Origin of the sequence: Maricaulis sp. (genome assembly GCF_030149425.1) — a bacterium.
GTDB lineage: Bacteria > Pseudomonadota > Alphaproteobacteria > Caulobacterales > Maricaulaceae > Maricaulis.
This window is the reverse complement of sequence record NZ_JASBRQ010000067.1, coordinates 1-15482: the sequence shown is the minus strand read 5'-3', so window position 1 is coordinate 15482 and position 15482 is coordinate 1. Positions and strand designations below refer to the sequence as shown.

Below are 15482 nucleotides of genomic sequence, written 5' to 3'. Positions count from 1 at the left end.
CTTTACCCGGCCGCGCCCTCATCGCGCGCCTGCAGATCGGCGAAGCGCTTGCCCGGTTCGTCCTCGAAGCTTTCCGCCAGCACGGTCAGGCGTTCGATGCGGTCGGCGCGGAAATAGCGGAAATCATCGCGCAGCTCACACCAGGCCGTAAGCAGCCAGACGCGGCCGAAACAGGTCAGCGCCAGCGGCCGGATGATGCGGGTGGTCTGCTCGTCTTGCAGCGAATTATAGCGGATGCGCAGCTTGCGTTTGTCGGTGATGGAATTGCGCACCGGGGCGAAGGCTTCCGGGCGGACGCTTTCATCGAGCAGCGAGGCGAATAGCGGGGCCGAGCGCAGGCGTTCCTTGTGGGTGTCCGGCAGGGCGTGTTCGATCTTGGCCAGGGCCTCACCGGCCGCTGCTGCCAGGTCGCGGTCGGCCGTGGCGCGGACGAAACGGGCGCCAAGCGCGAGGGCGTCGAGTTGTTCGAAGGAGAAGTTAAGCGGCGGCAGGTCAAAGCCGGGCCGCAGGACGTAGCCGACACCGGCCTCGCCATCAATCGGCGCACCGGATTCCACAAGGTGGGCAATATCGCGATAAACCGTGCGCTCGGAGACCTCGAACCTGGCGCCCATTTCCTGGGCCGTGACGGCACCGGGCGCGGCTTCGCGCAGCGCCTGCACGATCCGGATCAAACGTTCCGCACGCCTCATGACATCTCCTGCCTTCTTACCCTGACACGGATATGTCAGTGTTCGCCCAGACAGGCAAGTTGAGGCGATATCAGCCGGCGATCACATTCTGCATCGAATACGCCCCGGCCGAGCGGCCCGCACCGCCATTGGCCATCCAGCGCGCCGCCTCCAGCGCACCCTTGGCGAAGATGGCGCGGTCATAGGCCTTGTGCGAAATGGTCAATTCTTCGAGCTCGGCGATGAAGCGCACGGCATGCTCGCCAACGATCGAGCCGCCGCGATTGACCGAGAAGCCGATGGTCCCCAGCTCGCGCGGACCGGTGGAGCCGCGACGGGACCAGACCCCGGCTTCCTCCAGGGTGACGCCGCGCTTCTTGGCCGCCGCCCGCCCCAGCATGACCGCTGTGCCTGACGGGGCGTCGGTTTTCATGCGGTGATGGGTTTCATTGATCTCGATATCCCAGTCCCGGGCCGGCAAGGCCGCCGCCTGGGCGACCAGGCTTTCGGCGAGGGCGACACCGAGCGAAAAATTGCCGGCCTTGAGCAGGGGGATCTGCTTGGCGGCCGCTTCCAGACGCTCTTCCTGGTCAGCGGTCAGACCGGTCACGCCGGTAATCAGCGCTGGCCCGCCGCGTGCGGCCAGTCTCTGCGCCGCAGCAACGGTCATTGAGGGCAGGCTGGCATCGATGACGATGTCGGCGTCGGCGATAGCGGCTTCCAGCTCGGTTTCCGCGACAACACCCAGCCGGGTGCGGTCCAGAAGCTCGCCGAGATCATGTCCGGCCCGCTGTGAATCGGCGCGCACAACCGCACCGGTCAGCGCGCAATCCGCACTGTCTATAATCGCCTTGCAGATGGCCTGGCCCAGCCGGCCGGTCGGTCCGAGCACGGCGATATTGACCCGGTCATTCATCAGCTTCCCCCCGCAATCATGAAATCGGCGATTTTTTCGAACAGATAGGACCCGGCGATCGGAACAACCGGGATCAGGATGTAAAAAGCAAACCGGGTCGTGACCCCTGGCGAAAGAGGCCATTCCGGCCGTTGTTCGATCCAGATTTCATAATCGGTCAGGCCTGCCAATGCGCTGGCTGCGTCCGGGTCGCCGGTGAGCGCGCGTTCACGCTGTTCCGACATGGCGTTATGGATGCGGTCCAGTTCAGCGGCTTTGGCGCGTCTTATGCGGTCGTGGACCGGCCGTACAGCGCTGGTGAAGACCGACACCGCCCCGATAATGGCAAAGCCGACACCGATCAGGCCGGACCAGAGTTGATTGGCATCGACGAGGAAAAGCAGAAGAATGGCCGCCATGACCATCCAGGACAGGGCGGCGCGCAAACCGATTGAGCCATAAACGCTGAGCCGGTCGAGATGGAAAAGATCGACCTCGACATGATCGCGGATCAGCTGTTTCAGCGCCCCGCCTTCGCGGGCAACATCGTAGCCGGCGCGAAATCCCACGGCGAAGAGCGGTGGCGAAATCAGCACGAACCACAGCCCGACCGATCCAAGATAGAGGTGAGGTGGAGCCTGCTGCAGCAGCATGATCAGGGCGTTTTGCCCGAGCCCGGCGATGACGCCGAGTAACGCCATGAGCCGGTACATGCCGCGCGTGGAGACCGGCAGGCGGCCATCGCCGAAAGCCAGGGCCTGTTGCCGCCCGTCCGGGGCCACGGTCTGCGCTACTTGGGGGGCAAACCGGGCCCAATAGCGGCGGCCATTTTCGGTCAGGGCCGGCCCGGCTGTGAAAATCAGGGAGAGGACGAAGGCAATCCAGGCGACATCGGGCAGGCCACGGCTGCCATCGCTTCGGGTTTCGATCAGCGGCGGCTGCTGGGTCAGCGTCGAGATCAACGCATAGGACCCGGCCGCGAGCAGGAAAAGCGTCAGCGTCGTGCCCCAGAAACCGAGCGGTGACAGGCGATAGATCGCCAGTTCAAAAGGCTCGAAGCGGTCTTCGTTTTCGCTGGTTTCAGGGCGCGCGCTCATGGCGCCGGACACTAGGCCGGTCCGGGCCGGCTTGTCACCTGTTTCGCGAGACTTGAGGCTTACGCGCTGGGGCGTCCGTCATCGGTGGTGACGTCATCCCAAAACTGGCGGACCTTGTTGAAAAAGCCGTCGGAATCCGGATTGCACCCCTCGCCGGAGAGATCGCAGAATTCCTTCAGAAGCTCTTTCTGGCGGTCCGTGAGATTGCGCGGCGTTTCAACAAACAGCTCAACAATCATATCGCCACGGGCGCCGCCGCGCAGACGGGGCATGCCCTTGCCGCGCAGGCGCATCCGGCGCCCGGTCTGAGCCCCTTCAGGGATTTTCATCTCCGCCTTGCCGCCCTCAATCGTCGGCACTTCGATGGAACAGCCCAGAGCGGCCTGCACCATGGAGGAAGGGGCCCGGCAATACAGGTTCGGGCCATCACGCTCGAACAATTCGTGCGGGTTCACGGAGATAAAGATGTAGAGATCACCGCGCGGACCGCCACGCGCACCGGCTTCGCCTTCACCGGCGAGGCGGATACGCGTGCCGTCTTCCACGCCGGCCGGGATCTGGACCTGCAGGGTGCGGTTCTTGCGCACCCGGCCGACCCCGTCACACTCCTGACAGGGGGTTTTCACATACTGGCCGCGACCGCCGCATTGCGGACAGGTCTGCTCCATGGTGAAGAAGCCCTGGGAACGCCGGATCCGCCCGGCACCGGAACAGGTCGGGCAGGTTTCCAGCTCGGTGCCCGGCTCATTGCCCTGACCGTCACAGCGTTCGCATTCCATCGCCGTGGGCACGTCAATCGTCGTGTCCTTACCGTGGAAAGCGTCTTCCAGATTGATTTCCAGATCATAGCGCAAGTCAGCGCCGCGGGCCGGGCCGTTGGAACTGCGGCGGCGTCCGCCCATTCCACCCATGCCGAAGACCTGCTCGAAAATGTCGGCGAACTCGGCCGCCCCGGCACCGCCAAACGGACCCTGGCCGCCGCCGCCACCCATTCCGCCCTGTTCGAAGGCGGCGTGACCCATGCGGTCATAGGCAGCGCGCTTGTCACCATCGGACAGCACCGCATAGGCCTCACCGACTTCCTTGAACTTGGCTTCGGCTTCCGGATTGTCCGGGTTCTGGTCCGGGTGGTATTTCATCGCCAGCTTGCGATAGGCGGTTTTCAGCGTTTTTTCGTCCGCGCCGCGGTCCACGCCCAGCACTTCGTAATAATCGCGCTTGCTCATCGTCTACTCACCATCGCGCAGTACCAGGACCGCGTTCTGCCGCATCTGGCTGGCGACTTGATAGCCGCGCTCGAGGCACAGACCCGGGGCTCCATCCGTGATGGCAGCTCCCGCATGCAGCGTTTCCAGCAATATGGTTCGCGGCCATTTTTGGCGCGGCCACATGTCGAAGAAGGCGGTGAGGACGGGTTCCTCGAAGCCTTCAATATCCATTTTCATGATGTCGACGGCGTCGACACCGGCATTCTCCAGCACCATGGAGAGCGGTTTCATCGGGATTGTCCCCGTAGTGCTGTCTGCGTCGATACGAACCTCGCCGCGATTAGTATCGTCCTGGAGCATGTCGACCAGGCCCTCTTCGGCGCCGAGCGCGAAGGGGGCGACGGTGACGCTCTGCGCGCCGGATGCGGCCAGATTGAACTCCAGCCGGCGGCGGTTTTCCATGTCCGGCTCGACCGCGACCACTTTGACGGTGCGGTCCAACGACTTGGCGTCTGCGAGAACGGAGAGGGTGTAAAGCCCGGCATTGGCGCCCGCATCAACGAAAACGATGTCGCGGCCTGCCGGCGCCTGTGCAATCGCCTCGCGGATGGCTGCGCGCTCGCCGCTATCCCAGGTTTTCGAGCCGACAAACGCGCGCTTTTCACAGCGATTATCCCGCATGTGAACGCGGGCATGCTGACCCGGAAAGACCTCGACATCGGCGATATTGCGACCACCGGACATCAGGATGCGGCGCACGACCGATTCCGCGCTCCGGCGCAGCCGGTCAGAGGGCAGTTTCATCGCGGCCCGGCGCAACCACTCCTGAAAGGGTGGCAGTGAAAATGCACCATAAGGTGCCGTCACCGGATCCAGATCGCTCATAACTGTCCCCTAAAGTCCGTCCGGCCGGGCATACACCCGGCCGGATTGATCAGACCTTAAGCGTCTTTCTTGGCGTCGTCCTTGTCGTCGACTTCGGAGAATTCCGCGTCGACCACTTCGTCGTCGGCTGCCGAGTTGCTCGTCTCGCCTTCCGCACCGGCTTCCGCCTGTTGTGCAGCATACATGGCTTCGCCGAGTTTCATGGTTGCCTGGACCAGCGCCTGGGTCTTTTGCTGGATGGCTTCGAGGTCTTCGCCATCCTTGACCTCTTTGAGTTCGTTCAGAGCCGTTTCGATGGCTTCCTTGTCAGCCGCCGGAACCTTGTCACCAAACTCTTCGAGCTGTTTTTCGGTCTGGTGAACCATGGCTTCCGCACCGTTATGGGCTTCTACCAGCTCGCGCTTCTTCTTGTCTTCGTCAGCATGGCTTTCAGCGTCCTGGACCATGGCGTCGATGTCCTCATCGGACAGGCCGCCAGAGGCCTGGATACGGATCGCTTGTTCCTTGCCGGTCGCCTTATCCTTGGCGGACACGTTGACGATACCGTTGGCGTCGATGTCGAAGGTCACCTCGACCTGCGGCATGCCGCGCGGTGCCGGCGGGATGCCGACCAGATCAAACTGACCCAGCAGCTTGTTGTCCGCCGCCATTTCGCGCTCACCCTGGGAGACCCGGATGGTCACGGCCGTCTGATTGTCGTCAGCGGTCGAGAAGACCTGGGACTTCTTGGTCGGGATCGTCGTATTGCGCTCGATCAGGCGGGTGAAGACGCCGCCGAGGGTTTCGATACCCAGGGAAAGCGGGGTCACGTCGAGCAGGAGGACGTCTTTGACATCACCCTGCAGAACGCCAGCCTGGATGGCGGCACCCATGGCGACCACTTCATCCGGATTCACGCCCTTGTGCGGGTCCTTGCCGAAGAAGGACTTCACGGCTTCCTGGACTTTCGGCATGCGGGTCATGCCGCCAACGAGGACCACGTCATCAATGTCGGACGGCGACAGGCCGGCATCCTTGAGCGCCTTCGTGCAGGGCTCGAGGGTACGCTTGACCAGATCGTCGACCAGAGCTTCCAGCTTGTCGCGGGAGAGCTTGATATTGTGGTGTTTCGGGCCAGACGCGTCCGCGGTGATGAAGGGCAGGTTGACTTCGTAAGCGCTCGCCGAGGAGAGCTCTTTCTTGGCCTTTTCCGCTTCTTCCTTCAGGCGCTGCAGGGCCAGCTTGTCCTGGCGCAGATCAATGCCGTTTTCCTTTTTGAACTCGTCCGCGAGATATTCGACGATCCGCAGGTCGAAATCCTCACCGCCGAGGAAGGTGTCACCATTGGTGGCCTTCACTTCAAAAACGCCGTCGCCGATTTCCAGAACGGAAACGTCAAAGGTACCGCCGCCGAGGTCGAAGACAGCGATCGTCTTGCCGTCATTCTTCTCCAGACCATAAGCCAGGGCAGCCGCGGTCGGCTCGTTGATGATGCGCAGGACTTCCAGGCCGGCAATCTTGCCGGCGTCCTTGGTGGCCTGACGCTGGGCATCGTCGAAATAGGCCGGAACCGTGATCACCGCTTGGGTGACGTCAGAACCGAGATAGCTTTCAGCCGTTTCCTTCATCTTCTGCAGGATGAAGGCGGAGATTTCCGACGGGGCGTATTTCTTGTCACGGCCCTGGACCCAGGCAGCATTATTGTCCGACGACACGATCTTGTAAGGGACCATGTCGATGTCTTTTTTGACCGTCGGATCGTCCATATTGCGGCCGATCAGGCGTTTGATGGCGAAGAAGGTTTGGTCCGGGTTGGTGACCGCCTGGCGCTTGGCCGGCTGGCCGATCAGGCGCTCGCCATCTTCCGCGAATGCGACCACGGACGGGGTGGTCCGGGCGCCTTCGGAGTTCTCGATGACTTTGGGCTGATCGCCGTCCATGACTGCGACACAGGAGTTGGTGGTACCCAGGTCGATGCCGATGACCTTACTCATAATTCTCGTCTCCGTTTCATTCAGCGAGACTGCCGCCAATTCCAGGCCTTGCACGCAAGCGCCCGCATAACCGGTAGGACAGCCCCCTTCGGGATCGTCAGTGCTGATCCGGTGATGCCGACACCGGACGTGGTTCATAGATGGCGGGAATGACCCCGCGCTTGGTAGGCGATTTAGGGAGGGAGAAAGTCTTGCGCAAGGGCGCGTTCATCAATGCGTCAGCTCTAGAGCAGTCATATGCTATTCTCTAGGCAATAGAGCGGGGAGGCTGAAATGAAGATCCGGGCCTGGATTGCTGTAGCAGCGAGTTTGACTCTGGCGGCTGGCGCCGCCGCCCAGGACAATTCCGGAAACGGAAATTCCGGTTCGAACAATGGCGCCGGCGGTGGCGATGAATTGCCGACCGAGCTCCGGCAGCAAATGGAACAACGGTTCCGGTCCGACCCGGACAATGTGCGGGTTCACTCGGACTCGGCCGCCTCGACCATGAGCGATCAGCTCAACGCTAGAGCCTATACCGATGATGCCGATGTCGTCCTGGGCCGCGATGCAAGTCAAGGAAACAACAACGAGAACCGGCTTCTGGCCCATGAGTTGACCCATGTCCTGCAGCAGGGCGGACAACAGTCACGCGCCGAGGAGACCGTGCCGGAAGAGGTTGAACGTGAAAGCGGGCGCAGCGACGGACGTGGCAGTCGCCGCCGCGGTGAGAGCCGGGATCGCAAGCCGGATCGATAACGGGTGGGCGGGGCCACACGGCCGGGCTATATCGCGGACATGTCCGACGCTTTCACCATGCCTGGCGGTTTCCGCCTGTTACCCGGTTATTTTGACCGCGCGGCCCAGCAGGCTCTGATTGACCTCGTGGTCACGGCCAGCCGCTCTGCACCCTTCTGGCGTCCGGCCATGCCGCGCACGGGCCAGCCGCTTTCGGTACAGATGACCAATTTCGGTCCGCTGGGCTGGGTGACCGACAAGGCCAAGGGATATCGCTATGAAGCGTGCCATCCGGAGACCGGCCAGCCGTGGGCGCCCATGCCTGACACTCTCCTGACGCTATGGCGCGAAGTCTCTGATTATCCTGCTGAACCGGAAGCCTGTCTGGTCAATTGGTATGCCCCTACCAGCAAGATGGGCATGCATATCGACTGGGATGAGGAGGCCACCGACGCGGCTGTTGTCTCGGTCTCGCTTGGCGACAAGGCCCGTTTCCGGCTTGGCGGACCCAAGCGAGGCGGCAAGACGGCGTCCATGGTGCTCAGTTCCGGCGATGTTGTCGTGCTCGGCGGCGCGTCACGGCGTTGCTATCACGGTGTCGACCGGATTTATCCGGGCAGCTCGACCTTACTCTCCGACGAGCACTTCCCCGGCGGCGGCCGCATCAATCTGACCATGCGCCGGGTGACTATTCCGGGCTGAGCGTCTGCTGGAACAGCGCGCTCATATCATACATCTCGTCCAGATAGCGGGAGCGCCAGGCGGGATCGAGATGTTCGAGGATCTCCGCCTCTGCCGACCCGAGCGCATAAAAGGCCACCCGGCCCTGCCGGGGTAGATCGACAGCTTCGAGGCCGCGGATCATCCGGGCATTCTGGGCTGCAGCGAACCCGGCCAGCCGGGCGCTGTCCTCTGCTCCGGCTCGCGCGATGGCCAGTTCGCTCCAGCGCGCCACGCCTTCTTTCCAGCTCTGGAAGTCGTAATAGCGGGCATCGGCGGGATCGATGGAGGCGAGGAAAGCCTGTCTTTCCCGGACAAAGTCCTGCGCTGCCGCCTCAAACCCGGGCTCACCGCGCTGTTGCACGGCCATTAGCGCCAGGTCGGCAAGCTGCCGGACCGCTGCGGCTGTATCCGCATCCTCATAGGGAAAGGCGTAGTTGATCTGCCACATGCCGGTCTGGTCGCCACCATGCAGGTCAAGCGCCATGGCGCGGGCGAAACTGTCCGGCTGGCTGTCCTGGTATTGGTGAACGCGCTCATGCAGCAGGGTCACCATCCAGTCGTCGGGCGTGCGCCCGGTCCCTTCCGGCGTGCCGACGACGATTGACGGTGTTCCGTCGACCGCCGGGAAACTGGCGAGGAAATTGGGTGGGAAATTGCGGTCACGGCGGGCCAGCGCGCAGCCGGTCACGTCGTCGCGCTGCAGCCGCGTGAAACCCTCGGCCGGCCCGTCATGACAGAGCAGGAATTCAGTCTCGCCATCGATGAGAATGATCGTTCCCGGAGCATCGGCATAGCCTGTCCAGACCGTTTCGCCATGCTGGACCGCGATATTGCGCGCCTCGGCAATGAGTGCGGTAAGATCCGGTCGTGGCTGTTCGTCCTGAGCCAGGGTTACAGCCGCGCCGGCGGCCAGAATAAATTTGATCATGAGCATCTCCCCTTCCGCGGAGACACTAGGTGGCGCGAAACAGCCGGTTGATGTCGGAAGGCTTAAAGACCGGTAAGGCTCAACCGATCGCCCAGCGCACCCCGACCCCGCCGATCACGAGCACAAAGACCGGCAGCATCACCTTCACTACGCTCAGGGCCCAGCTTTCCGGCAGGAAGAAAATATCGCGCGCCCAGCCTTCCGTCGTGCCGGTCAGGTGTTTGGCCCACGTCTGCAGGATGCAGGTTCCACGGTTGAGCACGAGGCCGACAAAGACCAGGACCGGTCCGAGCAGGGCGGTCAGCGCGATCTGCTCGCCTTGCCCGGTAAGGGCATAGGCACTCATGGGTAACAGCGTGGCAATGCAATAGGCGAGAATGACGGTGTGGACGAACCGTAGCCAGAACAGGGTATTGCCCATGGGTCAGATGGTATCCTGCGGCGCCCGGGCCGGGCTGGTGAGGGTTTCGGAGACGAAGTTCAGCTCGGTCATGGGGACCGATCGGCCATCCTCCTGGACAATCCGCACATGCTTGCGCTGAAGCTTGCGCGGCTCGGCCACACCGCAGGAATGGGCGATCATCTCGACATGTTCTTTGATCGTCCGCGCATAGTCGGCAACCATGTCGGATTTCTCTCGCACAACCAGACCGCGTTGCAGGCTTTTCTTGTGCGTGGTGATGCCGGTCGGGCAGGTGTTTTCATGACATTTAAGGGCCTGAATACAGCCGAGGGAGAACATGAAACCGCGCCCGCACTGGACAAAATCAGCACCGGAAGCCAGCGCCCAGGCCACCGCACCGGGGATCAGAAGCTTGCCGGAGGCAATGATGCGAATGCGTTGTTTCAGGCCGTATGTGCGCAGAATTTCCGCCACCATGGGCAGGCTTTCACGGATCGTAAGGCCGACATTATCCATCAGCGCCATCGGGGCGGCCCCGGTCCCGCCATCCCCGCTGTCTACGGTAAAGAAATCTGGCGCGCTTTCCTCACCACGGCGCTGAATTTCCTGGCACAATTCCTCCAGCCAGCCATAGGCGCCGACGACAAACTTCATGCCGACCGGCTTGCCTGACACCTCCCGGATGCGGGCGATCATGTCCAGAAGGTCCGCTACACTGTCGATATCCGGGTGCCGGTTCGGCGAAATGGCCGCCTTGCCGACGGTGATCCCACGGATTTTGGCGATTTCCTTATTGACCTTGGCCGCGGGCAAAATCCCGCCTTTTCCGGGCTTTGCGCCTTGGGAGAGCTTGAGCTCGAACATTCTCACCTGCGGCAGTTCGGCAATTTCGCGCAGGGATTTCTCGCTCAGCGAGCCATCTTCATTGCGCACACCAAATTTGGCCGTGCCGATCTGGAAGACGATGTCGCAACCGCCCTCGAGGTGATAGGATGACAAACCGCCCTCACCGGTATTGAGCCAGATATTCGCCTTGTTCGCCCCGCTCGACAGGGCCCGGACAGCCGGTTTCGACAGGGCCCCGTAGCTCATGCCTGAAATGTTGAAAAAGGAAGGCGCATCATAAGGTTGGCGTGCATTCGGGCCGATGCGCATGGGCTGGGTGGCGGCAGCGTCATCGTCCAGAACCGGGAAGGGGCAATTGACGAAAAGCGCAGTGCCGACGGGCGTCATCGGTTTGGTCGAGCCGAACGGGATGGTGCCGCCCTTGCCTTTTGCCGCGCGATAGACCCAGTCGCGTTCAGCCCGGTTAAACGGCAATTCCTCACGGTCGAGGGCGAAGAAATACTGCCGGAAGAATTCGCCCAGCGTTGTAAACAGTCCGCGGAAACGCCCCACAACTGGGTAGTTGCGCCGTACCGCATCGGCGGTCTGGGTCGTGTCTCGCGCATACATGAACAGCGCGATCAAACTGGCCACACCGATCGCCAGGATAAACAGCTGGGTCAGGATGGAGAGGGCGTCAAACGCCCATTGCGGCAGATTCAGCATGCGAACACCCCTCGCTGGAACGCTGCGCATCTTGGCGCAGCGCTTGCCCGATGGCGAGGGGTTTCACGGCCTTGTGTCAGGCCTTTAGATCAACGTTTCCACCAGTATCGCCGGAGGGCGTTTCGCCGCCTGCCGGTGAACCCGCCGATACTGCGACCATGGCGGCCCGCAGTGTGCGGCTGGAAATGACGAAACCGGTCTGCATGACCGCGGCGATCGTGCCGGCGGGCTGGTCCGAGGGGATCTGGGCGACGGCCTGGTGCAGGTTCGGGTCGAAGGCCGACCCCGGCTCCGGTGCAACCTGCTTAATGCCGTGGTTTTCCATCTTCGACAGCAGGGCCCGCTCGGTCATGGCGACGCCTTCCACCAGGTTCTTCAGCGGCTGAGAGGCCTCCGCCAGGCTTGCCTCATCGACCGCCGCGACAGCGCGAGACAGGTTATCGGCGACATCGAGCATGTCGCGTGCGAAACCCGTGACGGCATAGGCGCGGGTGTCGGCCTTTTCCTTTTCGGCCCGGCGGCGCGTGTTCTGCTCTTCGGCAACGGCGCGCAGAAGGCGGTCGCGCAAGTCGTCCAGCTCGGCTTCCAATTGCTCAACGGTCTTGCCTTCCGGAGCCGTATCCGTGGCTTCGGTCTCGACCGCTTCGGTTTCAGCTTCCGTTGCCGGGTTGTTATCGGCTTCGCTCATGGGTCTTCCTGCAATCTGTCTTTAGCGTCCGCCGTCGAGAATCTTCCCGACCACGCGCGCGGTATAGTCGACGAGGGGGATAACACGGGCATAGTTCAGACGCGTCGGTCCAATTACACCCAGAGCCCCAACAATTTCCTGTTCGCTGTTCATATAGGGAGCGACGATCACACTTGAACCCGACAGGCTGAACAAGGGATTTTCTGCCCCGATAAAGAGGCGGACGCCATCAGCGTCGCGCGCCTTGTCCATCAGGGCGATCAGCTCGCGCTTGCGCTCAATGTCGTCAAACAGCAGCCGGATGCGTTCCAGGTCCTCGGCCGCCTGGACATTTTCAAGCAGTTTGGCCTGGCCGCGGATGATCAGCGATTGCTCGCCTTCCGGCCCGCCCCAATCCGCCAAACCGCGCGTCACCAGCGACTGGGCGGCCTCATCCAGCTGGGTCTGATGGGCGGCCATCTCCTCTTCGATGGCACGACGAGCCTCCCCCAGCGTGCGGCCCTTGAGACGGGTCGAGAGGTAATTGCCCGCTTCCACCAGCGAGGCCGGCGGCAGGCCGTCTGGCGTTGTCATCAACCGGTTCTCGACATGCCCGTCAGCGAAAACCAGCACCGCCAGGGTTTCCACCGGCGAGATCGAAACGAACTCGATATGGCGCAGCGGCGCTTCCTGTTTCGGTGTCATTACCAGCCCGGCACCACCTGCGAGGCCGCTGAGCATGGCCGAGGCCTCACCGAGTAGGTCCTTTACCGGACGTCCGCTGGCTCCGACCTGGCCTTCAATGGCGCGGCGTTCATTGGCGCTGAGCTCGCCGATCTGCAACAGGCCGTCGACGAAGAGGCGCAGGCCCGAATGTGTCGGCAGGCGGCCTGCGCTCGAGTGCGGCGCGGTCAGCAGGCCAAGCTGGGCCAAGTCTGACATGGTATTGCGGATCGAGGCCGGCGACAGCGATAACCGGCCCGCTTGCGACAGCGTGCGGGAGCCCACCGGTTCGCCGGTTTCCAGATAGCTCTCCACGATCTCGCGAAAGATCGTGCGCATGCGGTTATCAAGCCCGGCGAGGGACGAGGTTGGCTCCAAGCTCATTGGCTCCAGATAGAAACGTTACGCTTTGGGATCAATATCGATCTATGACAGTTCAGAAGTCACAGCACGCTTAAGCAGTAAATTGCAATCGGAGATATTCGCAATACGCCTTTTGTTTTCAAATAAAACACTCGGCTAGTTTGGGTTGTATTTAGATTTCTCGGGACATAGGGTCGATTCACTTCGGGCGTGCAGTGATTGGCTTCGCCATTTTATCGTGGTGAGATTTTCGGACTCTGCTCGGCTGGAGGTGTTTCCGTTAACTCAGTCGAGAAGGTGTATTGATGAATTTGTCTACAAAAGCTCTTGCGGCAACTGCGATCGCTCTGATGTCATCCGCTGCGCTAGGCGGTGCCGCGCTGGCCAACCCCTCCTACACAGAGTGTGGCTGGTACAACTATGCATACAACGAGTGCACCACCTATACGTGGAACTATGAAACCCAGACTTGGGACACCGAGACGTATCTTGTGCTGCGCCAGGAAGATGACTTCATCCTCCCCGACTAGGCGGTGAGTTGATCTCCGAGGTCTTGCGGGCGGCCCAGATGTCATGGGTGCCGATCCGCGGCCTGGGAGGCGCCGATACCCGGTCCGGCCTTGCTGCCTATGCTAGCCCGGTCCGGGTACTCGCGACCGCATCGCGGTCGCTGGGCTTCATCTAATCCGTCAGGATCCTTCAGTTGCGCTTGGTCACAATCACCGCTACCAGCGGCGCTGACACTTCTGGAGAACCCTAGATGAGACCTTTCGGCCGCGCTCGTGATGCCCTGCGTGAAATCAGCCTGGAAACCGGTGTTTCCGTTTATGCGGAGGGCTCCTGTATGGCCCGTTTCGGCGGTACACACGTGCTGTGTACGGCGACGGTCGAGGAAAACGTGCCGCCGTGGATGCGCGGCAAGGGCAAGGGCTGGGTGACGGCGGAATATGGCATGCTGCCGCGCTCGACGCATTCGCGCATGCGCCGCGAGGCCGCCTCGGGCAAACAGTCCGGCCGGACTCAGGAAATCCAGCGCCTGATCGGCCGCTCGCTGCGCGCCGTGGTCGATATGGACGTCCTCGGCGAGCGCCAGATCACGCTCGACTGCGATGTGATCCAGGCCGATGGCGGTACCCGGACCGCAGCCATTACCGGGGCCTGGGTGGCCCTGAAAATGGCGACCAACTACCTGCTGGAAGAAGACGTCCTGAAGGCCGATCCGGTGTTTGGCCAGCTCGCGGCTGTGTCGTGCGGCGTTATCGACGGGGAAACCCGGCTCGACCTGGAGTATGAGGAAGATCACCGGGCCGAGGCTGACGCCAATTTCGTGCTGACGCCGAATGGCGGCATTGTCGAGATCCAGGCCACGGCCGAGGACAAGCCGATCCCGGAAGCGGCCTTCGGTGAATTGTTTGATCTCGCCCGGGCCGGCGTTGCGGACCTGGCGGAGGCCCAGCTCGCGGCCCTGAAAAGCAAATAGGCCGACACAAGATTGCGCGGCCTGCTCAACTGATTATGCTGTGATCTTGATCTGATCACCTGATCGGAGAAAAGGCAGACGGCGGGAGTGCGCTGGGGGGCTGAAAATGGCCTGCCCGGACTCTCTAGGGAAGGGGCGTTCCGCGCAGGCCCACTCCCGCCGTCTGTTCTGCCCGCATTCCTGCGGACAATCTGTTCGGCCTCGCGCGCCTATTCGGCGGCGTCGCGGCCTTCTTCCTCATCTTCGTCAAACGAGAGCAGGTCTCCCGGCTGACAATTCAGTTCCTTGCACAACGCCTCCAGGGTGGAGAAGCGTACGGCTTTGGCCTTGCCTGTCTTGAGGATGGACAGGTTCGCCATGGTGATGCCGACACGGTCGCACAATTCAGTCAGCGACATGCGGCGCTCTAGGAGCATGCGGTCCAGGGTGACGCGAATAGGCATGGGGCGTCTCCTAGATCGTCAATTTTTGTTCTTGGCGCATTTTCGCGCCTTCGCGGAAAATCTCCGCGAACAGGAGCAGGGCGCCTACGGCGATCCACGGTCCCAAAGCTATGTCCGGCGTAATCCCGAGCTCGGAGCCTCCGGCGACGGACCGGTCCATCAGGGTCAGCAGCATGGCGACAACGCCTTGGGTGACCTGGGCCAGGATCTGATAACCCGCAATCGCAAGAGCGATAATGCGCAGATGCCCGGCATTTTCCGGCACGAAAGGATCTCCATTGATCAAGGTCATGAAGATCCGGCGCAGCCGGTGGACGACAATCATCACCGCGGCGATCTCGGCGATCAGCAGCGGAAACCAAATTCCTTTTTCACGCAGCGCTTGCAGTAGAACTGACAGCGCATTGGGCTCGTAACCCATGAAATCCATCAGGAAGGCACCCGCGACGGCGAGCAGAACAAAGGCAGCTATGGCCAGGGCAATCCAGAGGAGTACCCAGATCACGTCCAGTGCGACCTTTATGGCCGAAACGACGGACGCATGTCCCAGTGCTTTCATTCCCTTCCCTTCCTTTCATCGATAAGGCCGGCCCAGTTAAGCGTCTAACGCGCCCTTGAGGCCAGCCCTACCGGGTATTCCAAATCACGCTGCAACCGGAGCAATAGCGTAGAACGCACCGGCGGCGACGGAAATCAGCAGCACCAGGTTGATCGCAACGGATGCGAACGAACGCGTACTGGATTTTTCGGGCCTG

17 protein-coding genes are annotated in these 15482 nt (G+C 62.0%); 4 read left to right on the top strand and 13 right to left on the bottom strand.

Features of this window, described 5'->3' with window-relative positions:
• Positions 1-2: 2 nt before the first annotated feature.
• The 6 genes from Q1V57_RS11630 to dnaK form a co-directional block, all read right to left on the bottom strand.
• A complete protein-coding gene (locus tag Q1V57_RS11630) occupies positions 3-692 on the bottom strand; it encodes a YafY family protein (protein WP_300530915.1) in 690 nt (229 codons plus the stop codon).
• A gap of 70 nt (positions 693-762) precedes the next feature.
• Positions 763-1587: a 4-hydroxy-tetrahydrodipicolinate reductase gene (gene dapB, locus Q1V57_RS11625; protein WP_300530912.1), complete on the bottom strand. Its 825-nt coding sequence runs from the start codon at positions 1585-1587 to the stop codon at positions 763-765.
• Positions 1587-2663 (bottom strand): hypothetical protein, encoded by a 1077-nt coding sequence (locus Q1V57_RS11620; RefSeq protein ID WP_300530910.1) that lies wholly within the window; start codon positions 2661-2663, stop codon positions 1587-1589. The genes dapB and Q1V57_RS11620 overlap by 1 nt, the downstream gene beginning before the upstream one ends.
• A gap of 59 nt (positions 2664-2722) precedes the next feature.
• Positions 2723-3889, bottom strand: a complete 1167-nt coding sequence (gene dnaJ / locus Q1V57_RS11615) for a molecular chaperone DnaJ (RefSeq protein WP_300530907.1) — start codon at positions 3887-3889, stop codon at positions 2723-2725.
• A 3-nt stretch (positions 3890-3892) separates the two neighbouring features.
• Positions 3893-4756 (bottom strand): FkbM family methyltransferase, encoded by an 864-nt coding sequence (locus tag Q1V57_RS11610; RefSeq protein ID WP_300530905.1) that lies wholly within the window; start codon positions 4754-4756, stop codon positions 3893-3895.
• A gap of 56 nt (positions 4757-4812) precedes the next feature.
• Positions 4813-6729: a molecular chaperone DnaK gene (gene dnaK / locus Q1V57_RS11605; protein ID WP_300530902.1), complete on the bottom strand. Its 1917-nt coding sequence runs from the start codon at positions 6727-6729 to the stop codon at positions 4813-4815.
• Positions 6730-7002: 273 nt separating this feature from the next.
• Between dnaK and Q1V57_RS11600 the strand changes: the two genes are divergently transcribed.
• Together Q1V57_RS11600 and Q1V57_RS11595 are read left to right on the top strand one after the other, a co-directional pair.
• A complete protein-coding gene (locus Q1V57_RS11600; protein WP_300530898.1) occupies positions 7003-7467 on the top strand; it encodes a DUF4157 domain-containing protein in 465 nt (154 codons plus the stop codon).
• 39 nt (positions 7468-7506) lie between these two features.
• Complete coding sequence (locus Q1V57_RS11595) at positions 7507-8148, top strand: alpha-ketoglutarate-dependent dioxygenase AlkB (RefSeq protein ID WP_300530896.1); 642 nt, start codon at positions 7507-7509, stop codon at positions 8146-8148.
• Here the strand turns inward: Q1V57_RS11595 and Q1V57_RS11590 are convergent.
• From Q1V57_RS11590 to hrcA, 5 genes are all read right to left on the bottom strand, one after another.
• Positions 8135-9097 carry a hypothetical protein gene (locus Q1V57_RS11590; protein WP_300530893.1) on the bottom strand — a complete coding sequence of 321 codons (963 nt, stop codon included), beginning with the start codon at positions 9095-9097 and terminating at the stop codon, positions 8135-8137. The genes Q1V57_RS11595 and Q1V57_RS11590 overlap by 14 nt on opposite strands.
• 79 nt (positions 9098-9176) lie before the next feature.
• Positions 9177-9518: a hypothetical protein gene (locus Q1V57_RS11585; protein ID WP_300530891.1), complete on the bottom strand. Its 342-nt coding sequence runs from the start codon at positions 9516-9518 to the stop codon at positions 9177-9179.
• 3 nt (positions 9519-9521) lie between these two features.
• Positions 9522-11051, bottom strand: coding sequence for an FMN-binding glutamate synthase family protein (locus Q1V57_RS11580; protein WP_300530888.1), 1530 nt, complete (start codon positions 11049-11051; stop codon positions 9522-9524).
• 76 nt (positions 11052-11127) lie between these two features.
• A complete protein-coding gene (gene grpE / locus Q1V57_RS11575) occupies positions 11128-11739 on the bottom strand; it encodes a nucleotide exchange factor GrpE (protein WP_300530884.1) in 612 nt (203 codons plus the stop codon).
• 21 nt (positions 11740-11760) lie between these two features.
• The gene (gene hrcA / locus Q1V57_RS11570) at positions 11761-12825 is read right to left on the bottom strand and encodes a heat-inducible transcriptional repressor HrcA (protein WP_366145141.1); all 1065 of its coding nucleotides are present in this window, start codon (positions 12823-12825) and stop codon (positions 11761-11763) included.
• A gap of 284 nt (positions 12826-13109) precedes the next feature.
• Here hrcA and Q1V57_RS11565 point away from each other — a divergent pair, with 284 nt between their 5' ends.
• A complete protein-coding gene (locus Q1V57_RS11565; protein ID WP_300530878.1) occupies positions 13110-13334 on the top strand; it encodes a hypothetical protein in 225 nt (74 codons plus the stop codon).
• A 230-nt stretch (positions 13335-13564) separates the two neighbouring features.
• Positions 13565-14284, top strand: coding sequence for a ribonuclease PH (rph, locus tag Q1V57_RS11560; protein ID WP_300530876.1), 720 nt, complete (start codon positions 13565-13567; stop codon positions 14282-14284).
• A 209-nt stretch (positions 14285-14493) separates the two neighbouring features.
• On the opposite strand, the gene Q1V57_RS11555 is transcribed toward rph, so the two are convergent.
• Both Q1V57_RS11555 and Q1V57_RS11550 read right to left on the bottom strand, forming a co-directional pair.
• Positions 14494-14727: a helix-turn-helix transcriptional regulator gene (locus tag Q1V57_RS11555; RefSeq protein WP_300530873.1), complete on the bottom strand. Its 234-nt coding sequence runs from the start codon at positions 14725-14727 to the stop codon at positions 14494-14496.
• A gap of 10 nt (positions 14728-14737) precedes the next feature.
• Positions 14738-15286 (bottom strand): DUF2975 domain-containing protein, encoded by a 549-nt coding sequence (locus tag Q1V57_RS11550; protein ID WP_300530870.1) that lies wholly within the window; start codon positions 15284-15286, stop codon positions 14738-14740.
• Between the last annotated feature and the right edge of the window lie 196 nt (positions 15287-15482).

Excerpts from the sequence above, each read along its gene's own strand:
- Q1V57_RS11630 (WP_300530915.1), bottom strand. The coding sequence starts at position 692 with ATGAGGCGTGCGGAACGTTTGATCCGGATCGTGCAGGCGCTGCGCGAA.
- dapB (WP_300530912.1), bottom strand. The coding sequence starts at position 1,587 with ATGAATGACCGGGTCAATATCGCCGTGCTCGGACCGACCGGCCGGCTG.
- Q1V57_RS11620 (WP_300530910.1), bottom strand. The coding sequence starts at position 2,663 with ATGAGCGCGCGCCCTGAAACCAGCGAAAACGAAGACCGCTTCGAGCCT.
- dnaJ (WP_300530907.1), bottom strand. The coding sequence starts at position 3,889 with ATGAGCAAGCGCGATTATTACGAAGTGCTGGGCGTGGACCGCGGCGCG.
- Q1V57_RS11610 (WP_300530905.1), bottom strand. The coding sequence starts at position 4,756 with ATGAGCGATCTGGATCCGGTGACGGCACCTTATGGTGCATTTTCACTG.
- dnaK (WP_300530902.1), bottom strand. The coding sequence starts at position 6,729 with ATGAGTAAGGTCATCGGCATCGACCTGGGTACCACCAACTCCTGTGTC.
- Q1V57_RS11600 (WP_300530898.1), top strand. The coding sequence starts at position 7,003 with ATGAAGATCCGGGCCTGGATTGCTGTAGCAGCGAGTTTGACTCTGGCG.
- Q1V57_RS11595 (WP_300530896.1), top strand. The coding sequence starts at position 7,507 with ATGTCCGACGCTTTCACCATGCCTGGCGGTTTCCGCCTGTTACCCGGT.
- Q1V57_RS11590 (WP_300530893.1), bottom strand. The coding sequence starts at position 9,097 with ATGATCAAATTTATTCTGGCCGCCGGCGCGGCTGTAACCCTGGCTCAG.
- Q1V57_RS11585 (WP_300530891.1), bottom strand. The coding sequence starts at position 9,518 with ATGGGCAATACCCTGTTCTGGCTACGGTTCGTCCACACCGTCATTCTC.
- Q1V57_RS11580 (WP_300530888.1), bottom strand. The coding sequence starts at position 11,051 with ATGCTGAATCTGCCGCAATGGGCGTTTGACGCCCTCTCCATCCTGACC.
- grpE (WP_300530884.1), bottom strand. The coding sequence starts at position 11,739 with ATGAGCGAAGCCGATAACAACCCGGCAACGGAAGCTGAAACCGAAGCG.
- hrcA (WP_366145141.1), bottom strand. The coding sequence starts at position 12,825 with ATGAGCTTGGAGCCAACCTCGTCCCTCGCCGGGCTTGATAACCGCATG.
- Q1V57_RS11565 (WP_300530878.1), top strand. The coding sequence starts at position 13,110 with ATGAATTTGTCTACAAAAGCTCTTGCGGCAACTGCGATCGCTCTGATG.
- rph (WP_300530876.1), top strand. The coding sequence starts at position 13,565 with ATGAGACCTTTCGGCCGCGCTCGTGATGCCCTGCGTGAAATCAGCCTG.
- Q1V57_RS11555 (WP_300530873.1), bottom strand. The coding sequence starts at position 14,727 with ATGCCTATTCGCGTCACCCTGGACCGCATGCTCCTAGAGCGCCGCATG.
- Q1V57_RS11550 (WP_300530870.1), bottom strand. The coding sequence starts at position 15,286 with ATGAAAGCACTGGGACATGCGTCCGTCGTTTCGGCCATAAAGGTCGCA.